This is a genomic window from Streptomyces olivaceus (assembly GCF_000721235.1).
Taxonomy (GTDB): domain Bacteria; phylum Actinomycetota; class Actinomycetes; order Streptomycetales; family Streptomycetaceae; genus Streptomyces; species Streptomyces olivaceus.
This window is the reverse complement of sequence record NZ_JOFH01000015.1, coordinates 264,390-289,841: the sequence shown is the minus strand read 5'-3', so window position 1 is coordinate 289,841 and position 25,452 is coordinate 264,390. Positions and strand designations below refer to the sequence as shown.

Here is a 25,452-nt window from a genome sequence, read left to right as displayed (position 1 = left end):
CACGGCTCGCGGAGACCGTCACGGCTCGGGGACGGGCCGCTCCGGCGTGCGGAACGCCAGGCGCCCGTCCTCGACGTCGACCGTCACCCGGCCGCCCTCGGTCACCCGGCCGTCCAGGAGCAGCCGGGACAGCTCGTTGTCGACCTCGCGCTGGATGGTGCGGCGCAGCGGACGCGCGCCGTACTCGGGCTGGTAGCCGCGCTCGGCGAGCCAGTCCACGGCCGCCTCGGTGAAGTCGACGGTGACGCCCTGCGCGTGCACCATCCGGCGGGTCTGTTCGAGCAGCAGGCTGGTGATCTGCCGCAGCTGCTCGCCGCTGAGCTGGCGGAAGACCACGATCTCGTCGACGCGGTTCAGGAACTCGGGCCGGAAGTGCTCGCGCAGCGGGCGCAGCACCTGCTCGCGCCGGGCCTCCTCGTCCGCCTCCGCACCGCCCGAGCCGAAGCCGATGCCGGCGCCGCGCCGGGTGATCGCGTCGGAGCCCAGGTTGCTGGTCATCACGACGACGGTGTTGGAGAAGTCCACCGTCCGGCCCTGCGAGTCGGTCAGCCGGCCGTCGTCCAGGACCTGGAGCAGGATGTTGAAGACGTCCGGGTGCGCCTTCTCCACCTCGTCGAGCAGGAGCAGCGAGTACGGGTGGCGGCGCACCACCTCGGTGAGCTGCCCGGCCTCCTCGTGCCCGACGTACCCGGGCGGGGCGCCGACCAGGCGGCTGACGGTGTGGCGCTCCTGGTACTCGCTCATGTCGAGGCGGACCATCCGGTCCTCGCTGCCGAACAGCGCCTCGGCCAGCGCGCGGGCCAGCTCGGTCTTGCCGACGCCGGTCGGCCCGAGGAAGAGGAAGCTGCCGATGGGCCGGTCGGCGCTGGAGAGCCCGGCCCGCGAGCGCAGCACGGCCTCGGAGACGACCTGTACGGCCTCGTCCTGGCCGACCACCCGCTCGTGCAGGTGCGACTCGAGCCCCAGCAGGCGCTCCTTCTCCTCCTGGGTGAGGCTGCTGACGGGGATGCCGGTCTGCCGGGAGACCACCTCGGCGATCGACTCCGTGTCGACGACGAGATTCAGTCCCTCGTCGGCCTCGCCGTCGCCGGTGGCCTCGGTGATCCGCTGCTTCAGCTCGACGATCCGGTCGCGCAGCTGCGTCGCCCGCTCGTACTGCTCGTCGGCGACCGCCTGCTCCTTGTCCCGCGCCAGCTGGTCGACGTCGCGCTCCATGGCCCGTACGTCCGTGCCCTTGGTGCGGGACCGGAGCCGGACGCGGGCGCCCGCCTGGTCGATCAGGTCGATCGCCTTGTCGGGCAGCCGCCGGTCCGTGAGGTAGCGGTCGGACATCTCCACGGCCGCCACCAGCGCCTCGTCGGTGTAGCGGACCTGGTGGTGGGCCTCGTAGCGGTCGCGCAGGCCGCGCAGGATCTCGACGGCGTCGGCCGTCGTCGGCTCGGGCACCAGGATCGGCTGGAAGCGCCGGGCGAGGGCCGCGTCCTTCTCGATCCTGCGGTACTCCTCCAGCGTGGTGGCGCCCACCACGTGCAGCTCGCCGCGGGCCAGGGCGGGCTTGAGGATGTTCCCGGCGTCCATCGACCCGCCCTCGCCGCCGCCCCCGGCGCCGACGACCGTGTGCAGCTCGTCGATGAAGACGATCAGCTCGTCGGAGTGGGCGCGGATCTCGCCCACGATGTTGTTCATCCGCTCCTCGAAGTCACCCCGGTAGCGGGTACCGGCGACCACGCCGGTCAGGTCGAGGGCGACGACCCGGCGGCCGACCAGCACGTCCGGCACGTCGCCGTCGGTGATGCGCTGCGCGAGACCCTCCACCACGGCGGTCTTGCCGACGCCCGCGTCCCCGATCAGCACCGGGTTGTTCTTGCCGCGGCGGGACAGCACCTCGACGGTCTGCTCGATCTCCTCCTCGCGCCCGATCACCGGGTCGATCCGGCCCTGCTGGGCCAGGTCGGTGAGGTCGCGGCCGTACTGGTCCAGGGTCGGCGTGTTCGTGTTCCGCGCGTCCTGCGGCCGGGCCTTCGCCGCGTCCGGCGTCTCCGTGGGCATGGCGGAGGGCGCGAACCGGGCCGCGTTCAGGATGTGCCCGGCGGCCGAGTCCGGGTTGGCGGCCAGGGCACTCAGCACGTGCTCGGGGCCGATGTACCCGGTCCCGGTGGAGCGGGCCAGCTCGTGCGCGTCGAGGAGGGCCCGCTTGACCGCCGGGGTGAGCGAGAGCGACGTGGGCGGCGGCACCTCGCCGGGCGGGTGCTGCACCGGGCCGGTCCGCTCGTCGATCTGCGACGCCAGCGAGTCGGGGTCGGCGCCGGCCCGGCTGAGCAGGCCCCGGGTCGGCTCGCTGGTGAGCGCGGCCCGCAGCAGGTGCTCGGTGTCCAGGTCCCGGCTGCCGTGCTCGGCGGCGTACTGCGCGGCCCCGCGCACCAGCTCCCGGGCGGGCCGGCTGAGCAGCCGGCCGATGTCGATCTGCCTCGGCCTCGGCCCGCCGAAGAAGCGTGCCAGGAATTCCGCGAACGGGTCGCCCTCGGGGCCCATGAAGCCGCTGCTCATCGTCTTCGGTCCTCCGCTGCTTCGCTGACGGCGTGCCGGGGCCGGGTAACCAGGTCGGCGTGCGCCCATGCCCAACATGACACGTTCTGTTCCGGCGGGCATGCCGGGAAGCAGGGGGGCGCGGGGCCGCCCGCGGGGTGGCCCGGCGATCCGGCGCTCGCGGCGCCGGTGCCCGGTCGTCCGGCGGCCTCGCGCGCCCGTGGGTGGTGCCCGGCGGTTCGGGGCGGAGGCCGTGGCGGCCGGGGACCACGGGTGGTCCGGCGGGCGGCGCGGCGGTGCCCGGTGCTGCCGCGCCGCCCGGGGGCGGGCCGGTCCGGTGTGCTCCCGGGGTCCGGCGGCCGTCGCGCCCGCAGAGTGGTCGACCGCGCCCGCAGAATGGTCCGCCGTGCCCGCAGGGTGGCCGGCGGGTCAGAGGCCGTCGCGGGACGTCAGCACGCGCGGGCCGTCCTTCGTGATCGCCACCGTGTGCTCGACGTGCGCCGCCCGGGTTCCGTCGTTCGAGCGCAGGGTCCAGCCGTCCGCGGCCGCGTGGTAGTCGTCCCGGCCGCCGGAGATCAGCATGGGCTCGATGGCGATGACCATGCCGTGCCGCAGCGGGAGGCCGCGTCCCGGCCGGCCCTCGTTGGGCACGCCCGGGTCCTCGTGCATGTGCCGGCCGATGCCGTGGCCGCCGAAGTCCTCCATGATCCCGTACCCGCCCGCCCGGCACACCGTGCCGATGGCGTGCGCGATGTCGCCGATGCGGTTGCCGACGACGGCCGCCCCGATGCCCGCCTCCAGGGCCCGCTCGGCGGTCTCGATCAGCGTCACGTCGGCCGCGCGGGGCGTGCCCACGACGAAGCTGAGCGCCGAGTCGCCGGCCCAGCCGTCCAGGAGGGCGCCGCAGTCGATGGAGACGAGGTCCCCGTCGCGCAGCCGGTAGCCGTCCGGGATGCCGTGCACGATCGCGTCGTTCACCGACGCGCAGATGACGCCCGGGAAGGGCGTCGGCGCGAAGGAGGGCCGGTACCCGAGGAACGGCGAGCCCGCGCCCGCCTCCCGCAGCACCTCGTGTGCCACCGCGTCCAGCTCCAGCAGGGACACGCCCACGTCCGCGGCCTGCCGTACGGCGGTCAGGGCGCGCGCGACGACCTGCCCGGCCGCGTGCATGGCGTCGATCGATGTGTCCGTCTTCAGTTCCACCATGCCAATTACTATACCGGTATTTGAATTGGGTGCCGTATACGGGGTGCGGTATTAGAATGACGCCATGGTGCGCACCCCCCTGACCCCCGAAGAGCGCGAGCGCGGCGAACGGCTCGGGCGCCTGCTCCGCGCCGCCCGCGGTGAACGGAGCATGACGGAGATCGCCGCCGAGGCCGGCATCTCCGCCGAGACCCTGCGCAAGATCGAGACCGGCCGGGCGCCCACCCCGGCGTTCTTCACGGTGGCGGCGCTGGCCGGCACGCTCGGGCTGTCCATGGACGACCTGGTGGGCAGGTGCGCGCTCGTGATGGCCTGAGTGGCCGGCGCTCACCCACAGGAGTGCGAAACGCGATCGACACCACGGCTTGACGACGATGGTCTTGGCAAGCCCCTCCGGCCAGGCTTACGTTCGTCCCTCTACGGCCTCTCTACGGGCGTAGAGGCTCTGACGTCGTGTCGAAGGAGCACCTCATGGCCAACGGCGTACGTGCCGCTCGCGCCCGGGACGCCCGGGCCGGCGCCCACGAGGGGACGGTGCGGCCGTGACCCCCGACCTCTTCGGCCGCCACCGCGCCGTCCTGCCCGACTGGCTCGCCCTGTACTACGAGGACCCCCTGGAGATCACCCACGGTGAGGGCCGGCACGTCTGGGACGCCGCCGGCAACAAGTACCTCGACTTCTTCGGCGGCATCCTCACCACGATGACCGCGCACGCCCTGCCCGAGGTGGCCAAGGCGGTGGGCGAACAGGCCGGGCGGATCCTCCACTCCTCGACGCTCTACCTCAACCGGCCCATGGTCGAACTCGCCGAACGCGTCGCCTGCCTCTCCGGCATCCCGGACGCCCGGGTCTTCTTCACCACCTCCGGCACCGAGGCCAACGACACCGCCCTCCTGCTCGCCACGGCGTACCGGCGCAGCAACACGATCCTGGCGATGCGCAACAGCTACCACGGCCGCTCCTTCAGCGCCGTCGGCGTCACCGGCAACCGGGGCTGGTCCCCGACCTCGCTCTCCCCGCTCCAGACGCTCTACGTCCACGGCGGCGTGCGCACCCGCGGCCCCTACGCCCACCTGGACGACCGGGAGTTCACCGACGCCTGCGTCGACGACCTGAAGGACCTGCTCGGCCACACCCGCGCCCCCGCCGCGCTGATCGCCGAGCCCGTGCAGGGCGTCGGCGGCTTCACCTCCCCGCCCGACGGCCTCTACGCCGCCTTCCGCGAGGTGCTGCACGAACGGGGCATCCTCTGGATCGCCGACGAGGTCCAGACCGGGTGGGGCCGCACCGGCGAGCACTTCTGGGGCTGGCAGGCGCACGGGCAGAACGGGCCGCCGGACATCGTGACCTTCGCCAAGGGAATCGGCAACGGCATGTCCGTCGGCGGCGTCGTCGCCCGCGCGGAGATCATGAACTGCCTGGACGCCAACAGCATCTCCACCTTCGGCGGCACCCAGGTCACCATGGCCGCGGGGCTCGCCAACCTCGCGTACCTCCTGGAGCACGACCTCCAGGGCAACGCCCGGCGCGTCGGCGGACTGCTCCTGGAACGCCTGCGGTCCGTCGCCGCCCGGGTGCCGCACGTACGGGAGGTGCGCGGACGCGGACTGATGATCGGCGTCGAACTGACCCGGCCCGGCACCGACGAGGCCGCCCCCGAGGCCGCGTCCGCCGTCCTGGAGGAGGCCCGCGCGGGCGGGCTGCTCATCGGCAAGGGCGGCGGGCACGACACCAGCGCCCTGCGCATCGCCCCGCCGATGTCCCTCACCGTCGCGGAGGCCGAGGAAGGCGCCGCGATCCTCGAACGCGCCCTGCGGAGCGTCTGACCGGCGCGTCCCCGGGGCGCCCCGCCGGATCCTGCCGGGGCGCGGGCCGGCTACGAGGCACCGCCGCCTCCGAGCCGCCCCGGTCCGCACGACACGCCCGAGCCCAGGAGGCGGCCGACATGACCACCACCGCTGGAACCCCGGCCCAGCACCCCTGGGAACCCGCCCTGTCGGTCCGCCAGGTCCTCGGCCTCGAACGGGTCCTGGCCGGGCAGCCCGAGGTGGTGGCCGGCGCCCACCGGCTCGACCGGCCCGTGCGCTGGGTGCACGTGGCCGAGGCCGCCGACGTCGGCGTGATGCTCAGCGGCGGCGAGATGGTGCTCACCACCGGCGTGCTGCTCGCCGGGGACGAGGACAAGCAGGGCGAGTACATCCGGTCCCTGGACCGCGCCGAGGCCTCGGCCGTCGTGCTCGGCCTGGGGCGGGCCTTCCCCGCTCCGCCCGACGTGATGCGCAGGGCGGCCGAGCGCTGCGGGCTGCCCCTGGTCGTCCTGCACCGGCCCTTCCCGTTCGCCGAGCTGACCGAGGAGGTGCAGTCCCGGCTGCTGCGGCGCAAGTTCGCCGCCGTCAGCCTCTCCGAGGCCGTACGCACCGAACTGACCGGCCTGATCACCGCCGGGGCGCCGGTGCAGCGCCTGCTCGACGAGGTGGCCCGGCACGCCGGCTGCCCGGTCGTCGTCACCAACCTCGCCCACCGCGTCCTCGCCACGGCGGGGGAGCGGGCGGCGGTCGACGACGTGCTGCGGGACTGGGAGCGCATCGCCCGCCAGGCGGGGCAGACAGGTGCCGGGCCGGCGGACGGCTGGATCCGGGCGGAGCTGAGCTGCCGGGGAGAGCGCTGGGGCCGGCTGGTGCTCTGCGGCGACCGGGGCGAGCGGGCCACCGGGCGGCTGCTCGCCGACCGCGCCGCCGAGGCCCTCGTCCTGCACCGCATGCTCGCCGGCGACGGAACCCACGGCGGCACCGCACCGGGCGCCGCGGGTGCCGCGGGTTCCCGGGGCTCATGGAAATCCTGGGACACCTCGGACTCCTGGGACACCTGGGACTCCTGGGAGGAGCAGTCCGCGCGGAGCCTGCTCACCGACCTGGTCAGCGGGGCGGTACCGGCCCGCCAACTGCTGCCCCGGGCCCGCGCCGCCGGACTGCCGGTCAACCGGCGGGTCTTCGTCCCGCTGGTCGTCGGCGCCCGGGACACCGCCCGGCCGGCCCGGGTCCTGCGGCTCCTCGGGCTGCCCGCGATCGCCGCGGGCCTCGCCGACGGCCGGGTCGCCGTCCTGCTCAGCCTCGCCCCCGACCAGGACGCCAGATCCCTCACCGCCCACTTCGCCGCCCGGCTGCGGGCGGAGCCCGACGCGGCCCACACCGTGGTCGCCGCCGCCGACGCCCGCACCGACTGGTCCGACGTGCCCGCCGGACTGCGCGAGGCACAGCAGGTCGCCGACGCCGTCGCAGGCTCGGCCGCCGCCCTCGGCCTGCCGCCCGTCGTGCGCCTGCGCGACGTCCATCTGCGCGGCCTGGTCCGGCTGCTGCGCGACGACCCGCACGTCCAGTCCTTCGCCGAGCGCGAGCTGGACGGACTGCTGCGCGGCCCCGACCGGGACCTGTTGCCCGTCCTGCGCACCTACCTCGCCACCGGACGCAACAAGTCCCGCACCGCCCGGCTCCACCACGTCTCCCGGCCCGCCCTCTACCGCCGTATCGAGGCCATACAGGACCGGCTCGGCGTCGACCTCGACGACTTCGAGCAGGCCGCCTCCGTCCACATCGCGCTCCTCGCCCACGACGCACAACAGGGGTGACACCGTGCAATGCCCGACCCCCGCAGACGTGACACCGTGCCACTCAATCCGGCCACCCGCCGTCCCTAGTCTCGCCGTACACCGATCGCCAGACCGAACGTCAGACCCGACGTCACACCCGACGACGTCAGACCGAGCTGTTCGAACGAGTGGAGGCCGAAGATGAGCCGAGTGATCCGTGCCGCGCTCTTCCAGACCGCCTGGACGGGCGACAAGGAATCGATGATCCAGGTCCACGAGCAGGCGGTGCGCGACGCCGCCGCCCAGGGCGCACAGGTCATGTGCTTCCAGGAGCTGTTCTACGGACCGTACTTCTGCCAGGTCCAGGACCCCCAGTTCTACGCCTACGCCGAACGCGTCCCCGACGGGCCGGTCGTGGAGCGCTTCCAGCGGCTCGCCCGCGAGCACGGCATCGTCCTGGTGCTCCCCGTGTACGAGGAGGAGCAGCCCGGAGTCCTCTACAACACCGCGGCCGTCATCGACGCCGACGGCTCCTACCTCGGCAAGTACCGCAAGACGCACATCCCGCAGGTGCGCGGCTTCTGGGAGAAGTTCTACTTCCGCCCCGGCAACAGCGGCTGGCCGGTCTTCGACACCGCCGTCGGCAAGGTCGGCGTCTACATCTGCTACGACCGGCACTTCCCGGAGGGCTGGCGGGCGCTGGGCCTCGAAGGCGCCGAGATCGTGTTCAACCCCTCGGCCACCTCGCGCGGCCTCTCCGGCTACCTGTGGCAGCTGGAGCAGCCGGCCGCAGCCGTCGCCAACGAGTACTTCGTCGGCGCCATCAACCGCGTCGGCGTCGAGGAGTACGGGGACAACGACTTCTACGGCACCTCCTACTTCGTCGACCCCGAGGCGCGGTTCGTCGGCGAGGTCGCGAGCGACAAGGAGAGCGAACTCGTCGTCCGCGACCTCGACATGGGCAAGCTGCGCGAGGTCCGCGACCGCTGGCAGTTCTACCGCGACCGCGCGCCGGGCGCGTACTCCCCGCTGACCGCGCCCTGAACCGCCGGTGCCACCGACAGGAGGGAACAGCAGCATGAGCAGCCGTACCGTCATCCGCGGCGGCCTCGTCGTCACCGCCTCCGACGAACTCCACGCCGACGTCCTGATCGAGGACGGCCGCGTCGCCGCGCTCGCCGCCAGCGGCACCCCGGCCGCCGGTGCGTTCGCCGCCGAGCGCGTCATCGACGCCACCGGCAAGTACGTGATCCCGGGCGGCGTCGACGGGCACACCCACATGGAGATGCCGTTCGGCGGCACCTACGCCGCCGACACCTTCGAGACCGGCACCCGGGCCGCCGCCTGGGGCGGCACCACCACCATCGTCGACTTCGCCATCCAGGGCGTCGGACGCTCCCTGCGCGAGGGCCTGGACGCCTGGCACGCCAAGGCCGAGGGCAACTGCGCGATCGACTACGGCTTCCACATGATCGTCTCCGACGTGACCGGGGAGACGCTCAAGGAGATGGACCTCCTGGTGGAGGAAGGGGTGACCTCCTTCAAGCAGTTCATGGCGTATCCCGGCGTCTTCTACTCCGACGACGGGCAGATCCTGCGCGCCATGCAGCGCGCCGCCGGCAACGGCGGACTGATCATGATGCACGCCGAGAACGGCATCGCCATCGACGTCCTGGTCGAACAGGCGCTCGCCCGGGGCGAGACCGATCCCCGCTTCCACGGCGAGGTCCGCAAGGCCCTGTTGGAGGCCGAGGCCACCCACCGCGCCATCCGGCTCGCCCAGGTCGCCGGCGCGCCGCTGTACGTCGTGCACGTCTCGGCGACGGAGGCGGTCGCCGAACTGACCCGGGCCCGCGACGAGGGCCTGCCGGTCTTCGGCGAGACCTGCCCGCAGTACCTGTTCCTGTCCACCGACAACCTCGCCGAGCCCGGCTTCGAGGGCGCCAAGTACGTGTGCAGCACGCCCCTGCGGCCCGAGGAGCACCAGGCGGCGCTGTGGCGGGGGCTGCGGACCAACGACCTCCAGGTGGTCTCGACCGACCACTGCCCCTTCTGCTTCACCGGCCAGAAGGAACTGGGCCGCGGCGACTTCTCCAAGATCCCCAACGGCATGCCGGGCGTCGAGAACCGCATGGACCTGCTCCACCAGGCCGTCGTCGACGGGCACATCGGCCGCCGCCGCTGGATCGAGATCGCCTGCGCCACCCCGGCCCGCATGTTCGGCCTCTACCCGAAGAAGGGCACCATCGCGCCCGGCGCCGACGCCGACATCGTCGTCTACGACCCGCACGCCGAGCAGGTCGTCTCCGCCGAGACCCACCACATGAACGTCGACTACTCGGCGTACGAGGGCAGGCGGATCACCGGACGCGTCGAGACCGTGCTCTCGCGCGGCGAACCGGTCGTGACCGAGCGGGAGTACACCGGGCGCAAGGGCCACGGCGTGTACACCCCGCGCGCCACCTGTCAGTACCTGAACTAGGAGCGCCGCCCATGGACTTCGGACTCGTCCTGCAGACCGACCCGCCGGCCTCCCGCGTCGTGGAGCTGATGCAGCGGGCCGAGCGCAACGGCTTCAGCCACGGCTGGACCTTCGACTCCGCCGTGCTCTGGCAGGAACCGTTCGTGATCTACAGCCAGATCCTGGCCCGCACCAGCACCCTCAAGATCGGCCCGATGGTCACCAACCCGGGCACCCGCACCTGGGAGGTGACCGCCTCCACCTTCGCCACCCTCAACGACATGTTCGGCAACCGCACCGTCTGCGGCATCGGCCGCGGCGACTCGGCGATGCGGGTGGCCGGCCGCAGACCCAACACGCTCGCCCGGATCAGCGGGGCCATGAAGGTCATCCGCGCACTGGGCAGGGGAGAGGAGGCCGACCCCGGCGGCGGCACCGCCGTCAGGTTCCCCTGGGTCAAACCCGGCGCCGAAGTGCCGGTGTGGATGGCCGCGTACGGTCCCAGGGCCCTGAAGATGACCGGCGAGGAGGCCGACGGCTTCATCCTCCAGCTCGCCGACCCCTACCTGACCGAGTACATGGTCAAGGCCGTCCGGGACGCCGCCGAGGCCGCCGGACGCGACCCGTCCGAGGTGACGGTCTGCGTCGCCGCCCCCGCCTACGTCACCGACGACGACTCGCCCGCCGCCCTCGCCCACGCCCGCGAGCAGTGCCGCTGGTTCGGCGGCATGGTCGGCAACCACGTGGCCGACCTGGTCGCCAAGTACGGCGCCCGCACCGGCGCCGTACCCGGCGAACTCACCGACTACATCAAGGCCCGCCAGGGCTACGACTACGCCCACCACGGACGCAGCGGCAATCCGGACACGCAGTTCGTGCCGGACGAGATCGTCGACCGGTTCTGCCTGATCGGAACGGCCGAGCAGCACATCGAGAAGCTCAACGCCCTGCGCGCCCTCGGCGTCGACCAGTTCGCGCTCTACGACATGCACGACGCCCAGGAAGCCGTGATCGACCTCTACGGCACGAAGATCATCCCGGCCGTCAACGCCTGACCCGGCGGCCCACCGACGTCCCTCCCGGCACCGACTCCCCCTCCCGCCTCCCCGGGGGAGGGGGCCAAGGGCGCACCCGCGCACCCCCCTCGGCACCCCCGCACGGCCTCTCCCGTCCCACCCCACGATTGGCCTGCCCATGACCGACACCGCGCCCACGGCCATACCGCCGTCCGCCCAAGTCACCCTTCCCGACGGACGCGTGGAGCTCGCCCCGGGCTCCCCGCCGCCCAGTGGGCGCTACGCGAACGAGGACCTGCTGCCGGTACCCGTCGGCAAGCGCACCTGGACCACGTACAACTTCTCCGCCCTGTGGGTCGGCATGGCCCACAACACCGCCTCCTGGACCCTCGCCTCCGGTCTGATCGCCGTCGGCATGGACTGGAAGCAGGCGGTGCTCACCATCGCCCTGGCCAACCTGATCGTGCTCGTGCCGATGCTGCTCACCGGGCACGCCGGCCCCCGGTACGGCATTCCCTTCCCGGTCTTCGCCCGCGCCTCCTTCGGCGTCCGCGGCGCCAACATGCCCGCTGTCGTACGGGCGTTGGTGGCCTGCGGCTGGTTCGGCATCCAGACCTGGATCGGCGGCGAGGCCATCTACTTCCTGGCCGGCAAGCTGATCGGCGACGGCTGGACGAACGCCGCCGCGTTCGGCGGGCACGCCTGGACGATGTGGCTGTCGTTCGCGATCTTCTGGGCGATCCAGGTCGTGATCATCTACCGCGGCATGGAGACGATCCGCCGCTTCGAGAACTGGGCGGCGCCCTTCGTCCTGGTCGGCGCCTTCGTGATGCTGTGGTGGATGACGGACAAGGCGGGCGGCTTCGGCCCGCTCTTCGCGCAGGAGTCCCGGCTCGGCTGGGGCGGCGACTTCTGGAAGCTGTTCTGGCCCTCGCTCATGGGCATGATCGGCTTCTGGTCCACCCTGTCCCTCAACATCCCGGACTTCACCCGGTACGGGAAGAGCCAGCGGGCCCAGACCCGCGGGCAGGCCCTGGGACTCCCCACGACCATGACCCTCTTCGCGTTCCTCTCCGTGATGGTCACCTCCGGTTCGCAGGCCGTGTACGGCGAGCCGGTGTGGGACCCGGTGCAGCTCGCCGCGAAGACGGACAACGTCGTCGGCCTGCTCTTCGCCCTGGTGACCGTCCTGGTGGCGACCCTGTCCGTGAACATCGCCGCCAACCTGGTCTCACCGGCCTTCGACTTCTCCAACATCGCGCCGCGCAGGGTGAGTTTCCGGGCCGGTGCGCTCATCACCTGCGTGCTCGCCGTGCTGATCTGCCCGTGGAAGCTCTACTCCGACCCGCAGGGCTACATCTTCACCTGGCTCGGCCTGGTCGGCGGACTGCTCGGCACGGTCGCCGGCATCCTGATCGCCGACTACTGGATCCTGCGCCGTGCCCGGCTCGACCTCGTCGACCTGTACCTCCCCGGCGGACGCTACTGGTACGCGGGCGGCTGGAACTGGCGGGCGGTGCTGGCCTTCGCCGCCGGCGGTGTCCTCGCCGTCGGCGGGGCGGACTTCCACCCCCTGGTCGACGGTCGTCCGCTGCCCTTCCTCGAACCGCTGGCCGACTACGGCTGGGCGGTGGGCCTGGCGACGTCCCTCGTGGTCCACCTCGCCCTGATGACGCTGCCCGCCACCCGGCCGACGGGCGATCGCTAGCCGTCCTGGAGGGCGGCCACCGCCTCCTTGGCCGCCTTGATGGCGCCCTTGTTGATCTCGGTCGTGCCGGGAGCCTTCTTCGACTCGAAGTCGCTGCCGTTGTAGGTGATCATCACCACGGCGTTGGCGGCGCGCACCAGCACGGTGCCCTCGCGGGTCTGCTGCTTGTCCTCGGTGGTGAGGTTGACGACGGAGTACGCCTCGTCACCGAGGCCGGCGACCTCACCGCCGCCGCCGCGGTCGGCGACCCGTCCCTCGAACGACTTCCGCGCCGCCTCGTCCGACTCCATCACCTCGTAGGAGACGTCGAGCCAGCGGTAGTCGTAGCCCTTGAGCGCGTTCCAGGAGCAGGTGCGGCGCACGTCGGTGTCCGTGGACGGAATCTCCTTGCCGTCCGCCTTGGCATCCGGCACCAGCGAGGTCACCGTCTTGCCGGCCAGGCTCTCGCACGGCGCCGGCGCGGCGGCGTACGTCTTGGTCGCCGCCTGCGTCGCCGGGGCGGAGGCGGATCTGTTGGTGGTGTCGGGCGGCGTCTTGTCCTTCGCGGCCGGTGAGGTGTCCGGCCCGGACGACAGCGCCCAGCCCGCCGTGGCGAGCACGGCGACCGGCGCCAGGCGCGCGGTCAGGGCGAGCGGCAGAGGAAGAGAACGCACGGCGCACTTCTCGTGGGGGACGGTGCGGAGGGCCCGCACTGCGGACGGGACGTCAGTGTCACACGAGTCCCCGCAGGGCGGAAGGGGCGAACTCGGTGCGTGGCCGCGCGGTGACGCAGATGTACCGGTCCGGTGGCCGGATCGGGGCACCCCGCTGCCGCACGGCCTCCCGGCCGTCCCCGGCACTCTCGGCGCCCTGTTCTGCCGCGACAGCCGCATGCGGAGCCGCAACCGGAACGAAAGTGCCGCGAAAGTGACCGCTGCCAGCGTTGCGCCGGTATCCGTACCCGCGCACCGCCCCCGTGGCGGAAAGGGGAACCATGGCACGCCGTCAGTACCCGTATGAGCTGAGGATGCGCGCGCACATCGATCCGCTCGTGGCCGTGGGCCGTCTTGCCCGCTCCACCACGTTCGGAAAGTTCGTCGTCTACGAGCGCGACGGGACCTGGACCTTCGCCGGCGGGGCCGCCGCAGAGATCGTCCTGGACCACAACGGATTCCGGACCCGCTGGCACGACCGCGAGTCCTTGCGCCCGTTCCCCGAGGATCCGGCCCGCGCCTTCGCCGAGATCCTCTCCGAGGCACCCGTCGACGACTGGAGTCTCTACGGCTGGACGGCGTTCGAGTTCGCCTACGCACAGGCAGGCCTGCCCGAACTCCTCGCCCCCGGAGTGCTGTTGCATGCGATCGTGCCCCAGGTGGAGATCGGCGTCCGGGCGGACGGCGCGGTGCTGCGCGGCGACGACCGCCGGTTGCTCCAGGTCCTGGCCGACACCGTGGCCGAGGCGTCCGAGGACGTGTCCGCGTCACCGGTGTCACTGGCGGTGGAGGAGTCCGGCGGTGAGGAGTACCGCACGGCCGTCGCCTCGGTGGTCGCGGACATCCGGGCCAAGCGGCTCACCAAGGCCATCGTCTCGCGCGTCGTCCCGGTCGCGTTCGACATCGACCTGGTGGCCACGTATCTCGCGGGGCGCCGGGGGAACACCCCGGCCCGCTCCTTCCTGCTGAACCTGGACGGCCTGCGTGCCGCCGGCTTCAGCCCCGAGACCGTGGCCGAGGTCTCTGCCGGCGGGAGGGTCGTGAGCCGTCCGCTGGCGGGCACCCGCGCTCTTCATGCCCAGGACCGTGTCCGCAGCGAGCGACTGCGGGCCGACCTGGTGTCCGATCCCAAGGAGGTCTTCGAGCACGCCGTCTCGGTCCGACTCGCCTGCGAGGAAATGGAGAGCGTCTGCCGTGCGGGGACCGTCGGGGTCGAGGAGTTCATGCGGGTGCAGGAGCGGGGCTCCGTGCAGCACCTGGCCTCGGCGGCCGTCGGACGGCTGGCGGACGACCGCGGCCCGTGGGACGTCTTCGCGGCTCTGTTCCCGGCCGTGACGGCGTCCGGCATACCGAAGGCCGCGGCCTACCGCGCGATCCGCGCACACGAGACAGGCCCGCGGGGCCTGTACGGCGGCGCCGTCTTCACCGCCGACGCGCAGGGGGCCCTGGACTCGGCGTTGGTGCTGCGAACCGTCTTCCAGCAGCATGGCCGCACGTGGCTGCAGGCCGGAGCCGGGATCGTCGCCGACTCGACGCCGGACCGGGAGTTCGAGGAGACCTGCGAGAAGATGCGCAGTGTGGCCCGCTACCTGGTTCCCGCCGCCCCCGGTACACCTCCCGACGCCGATGCCGACGCGGCAGCGGCTTCCGCAGCCACCCGGCACACCGTGACGAGCTGACCCTCCCCGCTCGTCGGTCGGCCCGCGGTCCCGGGTGCGCAGTCGCACCGGGGCCGCGGGCCTGCCGGGACGCGACCCGACACGAGCGGGTCAGCCGGCCGAGGCCGACTTGTGGCCCTCCACCACACCGTGCGGAGTCCACGTCTCAAGGGTGACCCTGCGCTGGGAGGCGTACCCGAGTTCGCGGAGCCATCCCTCGTAGGCGCTCCACGGATAGATCGTGCTGCTCTCGAAGGGCAGCGTGGTGAAGTACACGCCGTCCAGAGCCGTGTAGAGCGGGCCGCCTCCGTCGTCGTCGGTGAAGGCGTTGAAGACGAGGGTCCGACCGCCGGGGTCCAGTGCGCGGAGGGACTTGCCCAGGAGCCGCTTGTTCTGCTCCGGTGACCAGATGACGAGTTGGTGGGCGAAGAGATGGCAGTCGTAGCCCGCCGGATAGTCGTCCTCGAAGATGTCGGCCGCGTAGGTGTCAATGCGGTCGGAGAGCCCGGCGTGCCCGATGTTCTCGGCAGCCACGTCCAGAGCGCTCGGCCGGTCCAGTACGGTGACGCGCAGATGCGGGTGAGTGCGTGCCAGCTCGATGGCGTTCAGGGCGCCCCCGCCCCCGACGTCGAGGATCCGCCGGACGCCCGAGTAGTCGACGCCCCGTACCAGCACCGGATTGGACACGCGCGACCAGGAGTTCATGCCCCGGTAGAAGAGCTCTTCGAGCCCCGGAGTGCCGGCCAGCCTGCTGTACAGGTCCCGGGTGTCACCGGCGAAGTGCCGCAGTCCGAGGTTCTCCCCGTTGCGCAGGGAATCCACGTACTCCGCGGCCGGTGCGTAGGCGATGCGCGCCTGGAACTCGACGATGTCGCGCAGGTTCGACCAGAGGCCGTCGTCGATCCACTCCGTCACGAGCCGGGCGTTGCGGTAGCGGTCACCGTCCTTCACCGTGAGCCGGAGGGCCGTCGCGCCGAGCAGCAGGACGTCCGCGGAGCGCGGCGGAAGGCGGAGCGCCTCGGCGACCTGTGCTCCGGTGAGTCCGGGACGTTCGGACAGCAGTTCCGCCAGGCCCAGCTCGCAGAACGCGTTGAGCTGCTGGAAAGCCGCGTGGCCGAAGAGCAGCGGCACGAGATCGCGCTGGGCGAGGGGCGTCGGGTCGGTCACTTGGGTCTCCTGTCGTGTGTCACACGTGCGTCGGGCGATGGACGTCAGCGCTCTACAGGCGGGTGCGGGCGGCCCACAGCTCCGGGAAGAACCGGTGCTCGTTGATGCTCCGCAGCCAGCCGAGCCCGGAGGTGCCGCCCGTTCCCGGCTTGCTGCCGAGCATGCGTTCCACCACCAGGAGGTGATTGGCCCGCCACAGGGAGAACTGGTAGGACAGCTCGGTCAGCGCCTCGGCCAGGCGGTGTTCCCGCGGGTGGCGGCCGGGGGCCCGGTAGACGGACAGCCAGACCTCCTCGACCCCCGAATCGGCCTCGTACTGCCGGGTGACGTCCCGCTCCAGGACGTGGGCCGGCACGGGGAGCCCGTTGCCGCCCAGGTACCGCAGCGCCTCGTCGTAGAGGCTCGGTGCGTCGAGCTCCGCGCGCAGGACCGGATACCGGTCCAGGTGGGAGAGGCAGTCGCGGACCGAGCGCGGGTCCTTGTTCCCGAGCGAGAACTCCAGAGCGCGGTACATGAACGACTGGGTGCCCGAAGCGGTGCCGAGGACGTCCCGGAAGGTGAGGAACTCGTCCGGCGTCATCGCGGTCATCACGTCCCAGGACGCGAGCAGCACGCGCTGTGCGCGCACCGCACGGTCCATGCTCGCGCACGCGTCCTGCAGACGCTGCGACCGCAGTTGCTCGCGCGCCTGGTCGATCTCCGTGTGGACCACGCGGAAGAGCAGCTCTTTGACATGGCTGATGAGGATGAAGGTCAGCTCGCGGGGCGACTCGGTCCTGGGCGCCGCCAGTTCGTGCAGGGCGTCCATCCGGGCGTAGGAGACGTAGGCGGGAGCGGCGCCGTCCCGGTCCGGCCGTGCCACCGGGCAGCCGCCCGCGCCGTCGGCAGGGGATGCGGTCACGAGGCGCCTCCGGCGGGGGATGCGGCGTGAGGGCCGAGTACGCCGTCCAGTACGGCGTCCCCGACGCCCAGCGCACGACCTGAGAAGGAGCGCAGGGCGCGGAGATAGTCGTCGCGCAGTTCCGTCTCGTCGAAGAAGGTGGGACGGCCGTGCTCCACCAGAGTCCGACCGGCCACCACCACCGTGTCGATGTCGCAGGACCCGCCCAGGTGCAGGAAGGCCTCCAGCGGCCGCGGATTGAGCAGGTACCGCCAGTCGTCCGCCGGGATCAGCAGCAGGTCGGCCTGCTTGCCCTCGCGCAGGCTGCCGATCTGTGAGTCCCAGCGCAGGCCGCGCGCCGGGACCAGGGTGGCCATGGCGAGCGCGTCACTGGGCAGGACCAGCGTGTTGTCCCCGGCCATCTCGTTGTGCGTCTGCCATGCCGCCCGCATGGACTCCGCCATGCCGCCCACGGGGTAGACCGAGCCGTCCGTGGAGACGGACACGTCCAGCCCCTCCCGGATCAGCCCGGTGATGAGCCCTGTCCCGGTCAGCGTCGACTCGCCGGTGCTGCCGTACTTGGCGGGTGAGTGGCTGACGTGGACCCGGTTCTCCAGCAGCAGCTTGCGTTCCTCGTCGTCCGCGTAACCGCAGTGCACGGCCACGAGCCGGTCGGAGAGCAGCCCGAGGTCGCCGAGCCGGCGCAGCGGCGAGGTCCCGTAGTAGGCACGCGTGGACTCGGCCTCGTTGCGCAGGGAGCCAACGTGGGTGGCGAAGGCCGTGTCGTGGCGGACCGCCAGCTCCGCGAGTCCCGCGCCGAGCGAGTCGGTCATGTTGCTCGGGTACACGGCCGTCGGCCAGGCGCGCAGCCGTCCGCCGGAGTCGCCGGAGTACCTCGTCAGCAGGTCCTCGATGTCGGCCAGCAGACCGGCGGCGTTCCGGGTGCGGCGCCGGCCGCTCTCGCCGGGCGCGCACACGGCGTCACTCGCCCAGGTGCTGAGCATCCCGCGCATTCCCAGCCCGCGGACGGCATCGGCGAGAGCCTCCGGGAGGTTGAAGGACCCGACATCGCCGATCGTGGTCGTGCCGCACCGCAGCTGCGTCCACAGCGAGTACCGGGCGATGGCCCGGGCCTCGCCCGGGGTCAGGGCACGCATCAGCCCGTGAAAGGAGTCGAAGGTCGTCGAGATGCGCGGTATGTCGCCGCCGCAGGCCATGAAACCCGCCTCGTCACCCCGGTCGTCGGGGTCGCGCAGGGCTCCTTTGAACGGCAGCCGCATGGCGAACATCTCGTGCCAGTGCGCGTTGACGAACCCTGGCAGGACCATCATCGACCGTGCGTCGACCGTGCGCGTGCCCTCGCGGACCTCCGGCGGAAGAGCCGCGACGGCACGGTCGACCTCCTCGACGCCTCCGACCTGCCGGACGCGGTCACCGACGACCAGAACCGAACCGGGCGAGTGGACCGGCGCCACCGGATCGGCGGTGCAGACGGTGCCGCCGCGGACGAGCAGCGCGGCCGGACGCGCGGGCAGGTGTACGGCTTCTGCGTCGATCACCTCGGCCCCTCGCTCTCGGGCACGAGCTGGGCCCACCAGCCGCCGAGCGTGGGGCTGGCGACCAGCGCGCCGAAGTCCACCTCGATGCCGCGCCGGCGCCACTGGTTGACGAGTTGCATCACCTCCAGGGAGCCCAGACCCATCAGGACGAGGTTCTCGTCCTCCGGCAGATCCTCGGGAACGCGGCCCAGAAGCCGCGCCACCTCCTCGGCCACGTCCTGCCGGGTGAGCGTCGGAGTACTCATGTGCAAAGCCCCTTCCCAGAGCTCGCCGTGACGGCCACCCGGGCCGCCAGTGCCTTCTTGTCGACCTTGCCGAGCGGAGTGAGAGGCAGCGCGTCGACGTACGCCACGCGGTCGGGCAGCTTGTACTCGGCCACGCCCCGGGCGTGCAGGGCCCGTTTGACCTGCGGCAGATCCGGCCGGTTGCCGGCCGCCGCCGCCACCAGCACGGCACAGGTGCGTTCGCCCAGAAGCTCGTCGGGCAGTCCGACGACCGCGGCCTGGACCACGTCGAGGTGGTCGAGCAGCAACTCCTCGATCTCCGCGGCCGAGATCTTGTCGCCGCCCCGGATGATCACGTCCTTGGCACGGCCCTCCACGACGAGATTGCCCTCCGCCGTGTGCCGGACGATGTCTCCGGTGCGGTAGTAACCGTCGTCGGTGAAGGCGTGGGCGTTGTGCTCCGGAGCGCGGAAGTAGCCCCGCAAGGTGTACGGACCCCGCACCAGCAGGTGTCCCGGCCGGCCGGCCGGCACCTCCTGGTCCGCGTCGTCCACCACCCGTATCTCGTCCCCGGGGGACATCGGACTGCCCTGTGTGGTGACGACGGTGTCGTCGTCGTCCGTGTCCCGGGTGAAGCAGAGCAGCCCCTCGGCCATGCCGAAGACCTGCTGCAGCCGACATCCGAGGGCGGGTTGGACACGGGCGGCCAGTTGAGGCGTCAGCCGGGCTCCTCCGACCTGGACCAGGCGCAGGCTGGACAGGTCGCGCCGAGTCCACCGCGCCTCGTCGACCCACAGCCGGGCGAGGGTCGGGACGAGGGACGTGAAGGTCACCCCCTCTCGTTCGACGAGGGCGAAGCAGTCCTCGGCCACCGCCTCCCCGGCGAGGACCACGGTGCCGCCGACGTCGAGTGTGCCCAGCACACCGGGGCAGCCCCAGGGGAAGTTGAACTCGATCGGCAGCACCGCGAGGTACACGTCCTCGGCGCTCAGCCGGCACACCCGCGCCGAGGCACGGATCTGGTACGCGTAGTCGTCGTGGGTGCGCGGTATCAGCTTGGGCATCGCCGTCGTACCCCCGCTGAGCAGGAAGAAGGCCACGTCCGAGGCGTCCGGTTCCGGCAGGTCGACGGGGTCGGCGTCCACCTCGGACAGCGGTACGAAGCCGTCGGCCACCTCCTCGTCCGAGGTGAGGACGAAGACGCTGCGCAGCCCCGGGGTGTCGGTCTGCACCTGTTCGGCCATCGCCTCGAAGTCGAAGCCCAGATGCCTCTTCGGTATCACGTGGCCGACGGCACCGGAGACCTGGCACAGGTGCCGGATCTCGTTGGCGCGGTGCGCAGCCAGGGCGAAGACGGGGTGGGCCCCGGCACGCAGCAGGGCGAAGTACACGACCACGAACTCGGGAACGTTGGGGAGTTGGAGTACCACGCGGTCGCCCGGGGTGATGCCGTGGGCGCGGAAGCCCGCCGCGCTGCGGTCGACGAGAGCGTCCAATTCCGCGTACGAGATGCGCCGTTCGCCGTGCACCAGCGAGGTCCGCTCCCCGTACGCCCGCGCCCAGCTCCGCAGCAGGGAGGTGAGGCTTTCTCCCCGCCAGTATCCCGACGCCCGGTACGTCTCCGCCGTCTCGTCCGGCCAGCCGGTGCAGCCGGCGAGCACCGTCCCGCTGGAGTGGCCGCTCACGGGGCTGCCACAATCTCCAGCACGGCGCACGCGGCCTCGAAGCCGGGGGTGGCGCCGAGCATCAGCACGTGGTCTCCGGGGCCCACCTGGCCGGTGGTCCACAGGTGTTCCAGCCCGGCGATGTGGTCGACGGGGCCGGCATGGCCCATCCTGCGGTTGAACTCCCAGGTGCCGCGGGTCTCGTCGATACCCAGCGGATCGAGGAAGGCGTCCCTGAACACCTCCCAGTTGAGGCCGACGTTCGCCACCTTGGTGATGTCCGCCATCGTCAGACCGGCCTCGCGCAGGGTCTTGTCCACGGCCGAGGCGACCAGCTCGCCGAGGTCGCCCATGGGCGGGACGATGCCCTTGGCCCACTGCTGCCGCCAGAACTCGCGACGGGCCTCCAGGTCGAGTGGCCGGCCGACCGTGATGCCCGGGGGGAACAAGGCCTCTCCGCCGCGGTGCAGTTCCTCCATCCCGGGGTTGGACATGCCGCCCACGGCGAGGAGCCTGGCGAAGCCTCCGCGTGTGGAGAGGACGGCGGCGGCGCCCCCGTCGGCGAGGACGAACAGCTTGGACGCTCTCCAGCGGTCGACCACCGGGGTGTTGAAGTTGTCCCCCGTGGTCAGCAGCACCGCGGTGCGTTCCGGAACCGCGGTCAGTGCGGCGGCCCCGAGCTCCATCGACGCCACCATGCCGAGGCAGCCGTGCCGGACCTCGATCGCGGAGACCGGGCGGTCGACGGTGTTGCGCAACACGTAGTGGGGTGCGGACCAGACGTCCGGTCCCTGATAGTGGACGGCGCTGTGATACAGGGCGTCGATGTCCTCGGCGTCGTGCTCCGACCGCTTCAACGCTTCCCGCGCCGCGTACACGGCCATGTCCGGAGCGGGGGTGTCGTCGGCCACGGCCACCGATATCAGGCGTGCTTCGTCCCGGTCGGCGGCGTCGTACCAGCCGCGGCGCACGGCCTCCTCGGCGGTGACGCGGTCCGGCACATGGGTGCCGATGCCCGCCAGGAAGATGTTCTCCACTCGCATACCGTTTCCTCTCCTCGTTCTCCGGGCTTGGTGCCGGGGGGGACTTGCGGTGTCAGCCGTGGTGCTCGGCCGTTTCCTGGTGAGCCGCTTGCCCGGCCCGGCTCGCCGCGACGGCTTCTTCGAAGAGAGCCGTGAACCGGGGGTCGATTCTGGCGGTGGCGGAGTAATAGCGGTCGTAGCGTTTCCGGTACTGCTCGAACCAATCGGGATTGTCGTGCAGGAAGAGGATGTCGTGGAAAGCCATATTGCGTATGGCGATCATCGGATACGGACTGCGGTTCACCGGGAACAGGGGATTGCGGGCGGCCGGCGCCTCGCATTCCGGATGGAACTGCCCGAGCATGAGACCGCGGGCCACGGCGGCGTCCTTGGCCGCCCGGTGTCCCTCGTCGATCAGCCACCACCCGGCCCGGGGTAGGTTGCGGAAGACCACGACGAGTCCGTGCAGCGTGGTGTTCCGGGACGGCCAGTCGATCGACCGGAAGTGGTCCTGCGCCTCCTCGATGGCCGTGACCATCGCTTCCAGCGTGTACGCGCCTTCCCAGTCACGGGAGACGGTGAAGAGTGAATCGGCGCGCAACGCCGGTTCGATGAACGGGCAGATCGGACCGTCCCGGCCCAGATCGGGGTGAGGGGCGTTGACGTAGTTGTCCAGCCAGTCCGAGACAAGCTTTTCCAGGTCGGCGTCCAGCGGAGAAAATTTGCTTTTACTCACTGCATCCCCAGGGTTCACGGCAATCGACGCACGGCCCGATTGCGTAATTCGTCGTTGAGACAGGAACCGCGAATCGCCGCCGCTCACAGCCGATCGGCCACCAGGGCGCCCCTCGGCCGGAGGGAGCCGGCGAGCGGGCGCCGCATGCCCGCCAGCAGCGAGTCGAGTGCGGTGACCAGCTCGTCGAAACCGGCCGGTGTGAGTGCCTGGCCGGCGTCGCACAGTGCGGTGGAGGGCTCCGGATGGACATCGACCATGACCCCGTCGGCCCCGACCGCGGCCGCCGCGAGGGCCAGCGGGCGCACCAGCTCGGCCTGCCCGGCCGCGTGACTCGGGTCGACGAGAACCGGCAGGTGGCTCAGCCGCTTGGCCACCACCACGGCGCTGAGGTCCAGGGTGAAGCGGGTCGAGGGCTCGAAGGAGCGGATGCCGCGTTCGCACAGCACGACGTCCGGGTTGCCCTCCGCGAGCACGTACTCGGCGGCCAGCAGCCACTCCTCGACAGTGGAGGCCATGCCCCGCTTGAGCAGCACCGGTTTCCCCGCTCGGCCCGCCTCCCGCAGCAGTGTGTAGTTCTGGGCGTTCCGTGTGCCGATCTGCACCATGTCCGCGACCTCGGCCACGTGCGTGAGGTCGGCGGGGTCGACGACTTCGGTCACCACGGGCAGCCCGGTCGCGGCCCGCTGTTCGGCCAGCAGGCCCAGCCCCTCGCTGCCGAGCCCCTGGAAGCTGTACGGCGAGGTACGGGGCTTGTAGGAGCCGCCCCGCAGCACCGCCGCCCCGCCCAGTGCCACGGACCGGGCCGTGGCGGCCAGTTGATCGCGGCTCTCCACCGCGCACGGCCCGGCGACAACGACGAACGGGTCGCCACCGAAGGACACGTCGGACACCTTGACCACGGTGTCCTGAGCGCGGTGGGCGCGGCTGCTGAGCCGCAGGTTACCGGGCGGCTCGACGACGGAGGTGACACCGGGCAGCAGACGCAGGCGTGAGGCCAGCGCCCGCCGGTCCCTCTCCGCGGTGATCAGATGGGTCCGCCCTTCCAGGACGGTGCGCACGGCCTGGACGTCCGTCCCTGCCATGACCTGCTCGACGTGCTCGATCTCATCCGGTCCACAGAACCGGTCCATTGCCACGATCATGCGCATTCGTCCTTACCGGGCATCGTGGTGAGCAGACGGTGGCGGCCCCTCGGGCCTAGCCGCCGTGCACGCTGGCAGCGACGCCTTACAAACCCCTTTCGCCGTGATTTCGGCTTCCGGTGCGCCTCAGCGGCCGGCGCTGACGAGCCACATGTGGCCACCGCCGGTGCTGTCGGGATGGAACAGCGGCGACAGTTCCCGGCCGGCGAGGCGGCCCAGAGCGGCGGGGTCGGTGGTCCGGCAGGTCCAGCCGTGCCGGCCGAGCCAGCTCTCGGGATCGTCCAGCGTGGACCGCCACGAGGCGCCGGCGGCGCACAGCACCTCGGCCATCTCCGTGAATTCGGCCGAGAGTTCCAGCGCCCTGTCGAAGTGGTCCGCGACCAGCCGGCTCCCGTTGGCCGACATGGCGGTGATCCGGCTCAGCAGATGATTGTTCTCGGCGGCGCTGAGGTAGGGGAGCAGCCCCTCGGCACTCCAGACGGTCGGCCGCCACGGGTCGAAACCGGCGGCACGCAGCGCCCCCGGCCAGTCGCCCCGGATGTCGGCCTCGACCTGGGTGTGCCCGCACCGGGGTTCGTCGCCCATCCGTGCGGCGATCCCGTCCTTGAACCGCAGGACGTCCCCACGGTCCACCTCGTACACCTCGCGGCCCGCGGGCCATGCCAGACGGTAGGCCCGGGAGTCCATGCCCGCGCCGAGCAGCACCACCTGGGGACAGTCCAAGGAGGCTGTCAGCATGGTGTCGTCGAAGAAGCGCGTGCGCAGGGCGACGAACTCGCGCAGGAAGGCCCAGGTGTCACCCGCGACCCCGCCCCCCGGCGTGCCCATCATGCGCAGTGTTCCTTTCACGTGCTCGGTGAGGACCACCGCGAACCGGTCCTCGAAGAGGCGGTCGGGACGACGGCTCTCGGCGCAACGCTCGAACGCCATGCTCAGTGCCGTCAGGCCGACGCCGGCAGGCAGGCCGGGCACGTCCGCCCTCCGGTCGTTCCCACTCGGATCCTGGCTCACGCAAGCTCCTTCCTCCGGTGCTCTCGGGCGGCCACCGCCCCGCCCGTCGCTTTCGGTGCACTGTGTGGGCACTCTGCGTAATATGTGGTGCGGGTGTCGAGTGACGCCAGTTGAGTGGCCACTATCGCCGGATAGCGACACCAACTAGCTTGTGGAAGATGAATTCCCACACGCTGGATCCCTTGGACCGGCAGCTGGTGCACGCTCTGCAGATCGACGGACGGGCTCCGTTCAGTCATGTCGCCGAGGTGCTCGACGTCTCCGACCAGACCGTGGCGCGGCGCTACCGCAAGCTGCGCGACTCGGGTGCGATGCGGGTCCTGGGACTGCCCGACGCGGGCCGCTTCGGGCACATCGAGTGGCTCGTACGGGTGCAGTGCACCCCGGACGCGTCGAGCAGTGTGGCCACCGCCCTGGCCAAGCGCGACGACACCTCGTGGGTGAGTCTCACCGCGGGGGGCACCGAGATCGTCTGCGTGACGCGCGCCCCGCACCGTGCCGACGGCGAATCCCTGCTGCTGCAGAAACTGCCCCGGACACCCCGAGTGGTGGCGGTGACCGCCCACTACATCCTGCACACCTATTCCGGCGGACCCACGGGCTGGCACGGCAAGGCCCAGGCGCTGACCGCGCGGCAGGCGAAGCTGCTGAGCCCCCGCCTTCCGCCCCCGCCACCGAGGCGGGAGCACGTGGAGATGCGGGACGGCGACGCCGGCCTGTTCGCCGCCCTGGCCGCCGACGGCCGGGCCGGGTACCCGGAGTTGGCGGCGTTCACCGGCTGGTCGGAGTCCACGGTCAAACGCCGTCTGGAGTACCTGAGGGACACCAGGGCGCTCTTCTTCGACGTGGAGATCGACTCGGTGCTCCTCGGGTACGAGGCGCAGGTCATGCTCTGGCTCGCGGTCCCGCCCACGGAGCTGGTGAACGTCGCCGCGGGGCTCGCCGGCCATCCGGAGGTGGTCTTCGCGGCGGCCACGACCGGCCCCACGAACCTGGTCGCCATCGTGGTGTGTCGGGACATCGACTCCTTCTACGACTACCTGACCACGCGTATCGGCGCGCTGGAGGCGGTGAGCCGGGTGGAGACGGCGCCCGTGATCAGCGCCGTCAAGCGGGCGGGACGCCTCCTGCCGAGCACCAGACATGGGAATCCGTCTCTCACGGGCCGCTGATGTCGATTCCGCTCACTTCGGA

At 71.7% G+C, this 25,452-nt stretch carries 21 protein-coding genes; 9 read left to right on the top strand and 12 right to left on the bottom strand.

The window, feature by feature from the left end; all coding sequences use genetic code 11:
• Positions 1-18: 18 nt before the first annotated feature.
• Positions 19-2,547 carry an ATP-dependent Clp protease ATP-binding subunit gene (locus IG94_RS0118915; RefSeq protein WP_031037854.1) on the bottom strand — a complete coding sequence of 843 codons (2,529 nt, stop codon included), beginning with the start codon at positions 2,545-2,547 and terminating at the stop codon, positions 19-21.
• Between the two features lie 408 nt (positions 2,548-2,955).
• Entirely contained in the window at positions 2,956-3,732 is a 777-nt protein-coding gene (map, locus tag IG94_RS0118910) for a type I methionyl aminopeptidase (RefSeq protein WP_031037851.1), read from the bottom strand.
• 64 nt (positions 3,733-3,796) lie between these two features.
• Between map and IG94_RS0118905 the strand changes: the two genes are divergently transcribed.
• The 7 genes from IG94_RS0118905 to IG94_RS0118875 all read left to right on the top strand — a co-directional run bounded on the left by IG94_RS0118905 (position 3,797) and on the right by IG94_RS0118875 (position 12,503).
• Entirely contained in the window at positions 3,797-4,048 is a 252-nt protein-coding gene (locus IG94_RS0118905; RefSeq protein WP_031037846.1) for a helix-turn-helix domain-containing protein, read from the top strand.
• 226 nt (positions 4,049-4,274) lie between these two features.
• Positions 4,275-5,558 (top strand): aspartate aminotransferase family protein, encoded by a 1,284-nt coding sequence (locus IG94_RS0118900; RefSeq protein WP_031037844.1) that lies wholly within the window; start codon positions 4,275-4,277, stop codon positions 5,556-5,558.
• 119 nt (positions 5,559-5,677) lie between these two features.
• Positions 5,678-7,357, top strand: a complete 1,680-nt coding sequence (locus IG94_RS0118895; RefSeq protein ID WP_031037842.1) for a PucR family transcriptional regulator — start codon at positions 5,678-5,680, stop codon at positions 7,355-7,357.
• Between the two features lie 162 nt (positions 7,358-7,519).
• Positions 7,520-8,362 (top strand): nitrilase-related carbon-nitrogen hydrolase, encoded by an 843-nt coding sequence (locus IG94_RS0118890; RefSeq protein WP_031037840.1) that lies wholly within the window; start codon positions 7,520-7,522, stop codon positions 8,360-8,362.
• A 34-nt stretch (positions 8,363-8,396) separates the two neighbouring features.
• The gene (gene hydA / locus IG94_RS0118885) at positions 8,397-9,800 is read left to right on the top strand and encodes a dihydropyrimidinase (RefSeq protein WP_031037839.1); all 1,404 of its coding nucleotides are present in this window, start codon (positions 8,397-8,399) and stop codon (positions 9,798-9,800) included.
• Positions 9,801-9,811: 11 nt separating this feature from the next.
• Positions 9,812-10,834, top strand: a complete 1,023-nt coding sequence (locus IG94_RS0118880; protein ID WP_031037835.1) for a TIGR03842 family LLM class F420-dependent oxidoreductase — start codon at positions 9,812-9,814, stop codon at positions 10,832-10,834.
• A gap of 139 nt (positions 10,835-10,973) precedes the next feature.
• Positions 10,974-12,503: an NCS1 family nucleobase:cation symporter-1 gene (locus IG94_RS0118875; protein ID WP_031037832.1), complete on the top strand. Its 1,530-nt coding sequence runs from the start codon at positions 10,974-10,976 to the stop codon at positions 12,501-12,503.
• Here the strand turns inward: IG94_RS0118875 and IG94_RS0118870 are convergent.
• Positions 12,500-13,156 carry a hypothetical protein gene (locus IG94_RS0118870; RefSeq protein ID WP_031037829.1) on the bottom strand — a complete coding sequence of 219 codons (657 nt, stop codon included), beginning with the start codon at positions 13,154-13,156 and terminating at the stop codon, positions 12,500-12,502. The genes IG94_RS0118875 and IG94_RS0118870 overlap by 4 nt on opposite strands.
• 320 nt (positions 13,157-13,476) lie before the next feature.
• Here IG94_RS0118870 and IG94_RS0118865 point away from each other — a divergent pair, with 320 nt between their 5' ends.
• On the top strand, positions 13,477-14,874 hold the full coding sequence (locus IG94_RS0118865) for a salicylate synthase (RefSeq protein WP_078892342.1): 1,398 nt from the start codon (positions 13,477-13,479) through the stop codon (positions 14,872-14,874).
• A 90-nt stretch (positions 14,875-14,964) separates the two neighbouring features.
• Here IG94_RS0118865 and IG94_RS0118860 read toward each other — a convergent pair whose 3' ends face one another.
• From IG94_RS0118860 to IG94_RS0118820, 9 genes are all read right to left on the bottom strand, one after another.
• Positions 14,965-16,020, bottom strand: a complete 1,056-nt coding sequence (locus IG94_RS0118860; RefSeq protein ID WP_043483952.1) for a methyltransferase — start codon at positions 16,018-16,020, stop codon at positions 14,965-14,967.
• Positions 16,021-16,072: 52 nt separating this feature from the next.
• A complete protein-coding gene (locus tag IG94_RS0118855; protein ID WP_224219518.1) occupies positions 16,073-16,921 on the bottom strand; it encodes a tryptophan 2,3-dioxygenase in 849 nt (282 codons plus the stop codon).
• A complete protein-coding gene (locus IG94_RS0118850; protein WP_224326108.1) occupies positions 16,918-18,459 on the bottom strand; it encodes an amidohydrolase family protein in 1,542 nt (513 codons plus the stop codon). Before IG94_RS0118850 ends, IG94_RS0118855 begins: the two co-directional genes overlap by 4 nt.
• The gene (locus tag IG94_RS0118845) at positions 18,456-18,704 is read right to left on the bottom strand and encodes a phosphopantetheine-binding protein (protein WP_031037813.1); all 249 of its coding nucleotides are present in this window, start codon (positions 18,702-18,704) and stop codon (positions 18,456-18,458) included. Before IG94_RS0118845 ends, IG94_RS0118850 begins: the two co-directional genes overlap by 4 nt.
• Positions 18,701-20,368, bottom strand: a complete 1,668-nt coding sequence (locus IG94_RS0118840; protein ID WP_224286329.1) for a (2,3-dihydroxybenzoyl)adenylate synthase — start codon at positions 20,366-20,368, stop codon at positions 18,701-18,703. Before IG94_RS0118840 ends, IG94_RS0118845 begins: the two co-directional genes overlap by 4 nt.
• Complete coding sequence (locus tag IG94_RS0118835) at positions 20,365-21,390, bottom strand: ketoacyl-ACP synthase III family protein (RefSeq protein ID WP_031037807.1); 1,026 nt, start codon at positions 21,388-21,390, stop codon at positions 20,365-20,367. The genes IG94_RS0118840 and IG94_RS0118835 overlap by 4 nt, the downstream gene beginning before the upstream one ends.
• A gap of 52 nt (positions 21,391-21,442) precedes the next feature.
• Positions 21,443-22,105 carry a DUF6875 domain-containing protein gene (locus tag IG94_RS0118830; protein ID WP_157852271.1) on the bottom strand — a complete coding sequence of 221 codons (663 nt, stop codon included), beginning with the start codon at positions 22,103-22,105 and terminating at the stop codon, positions 21,443-21,445.
• 83 nt (positions 22,106-22,188) lie between these two features.
• Positions 22,189-23,247 carry a 3-deoxy-7-phosphoheptulonate synthase gene (gene aroF / locus IG94_RS0118825; RefSeq protein ID WP_052410756.1) on the bottom strand — a complete coding sequence of 353 codons (1,059 nt, stop codon included), beginning with the start codon at positions 23,245-23,247 and terminating at the stop codon, positions 22,189-22,191.
• 126 nt (positions 23,248-23,373) lie between these two features.
• Positions 23,374-24,258 (bottom strand): SAM-dependent methyltransferase, encoded by an 885-nt coding sequence (locus IG94_RS0118820; protein WP_157852269.1) that lies wholly within the window; start codon positions 24,256-24,258, stop codon positions 23,374-23,376.
• A 158-nt stretch (positions 24,259-24,416) separates the two neighbouring features.
• Here IG94_RS0118820 and IG94_RS0118815 point away from each other — a divergent pair, with 158 nt between their 5' ends.
• Positions 24,417-25,430 (top strand): Lrp/AsnC family transcriptional regulator, encoded by a 1,014-nt coding sequence (locus IG94_RS0118815; protein ID WP_052410747.1) that lies wholly within the window; start codon positions 24,417-24,419, stop codon positions 25,428-25,430.
• Positions 25,431-25,452 lie beyond the last annotated feature (22 nt).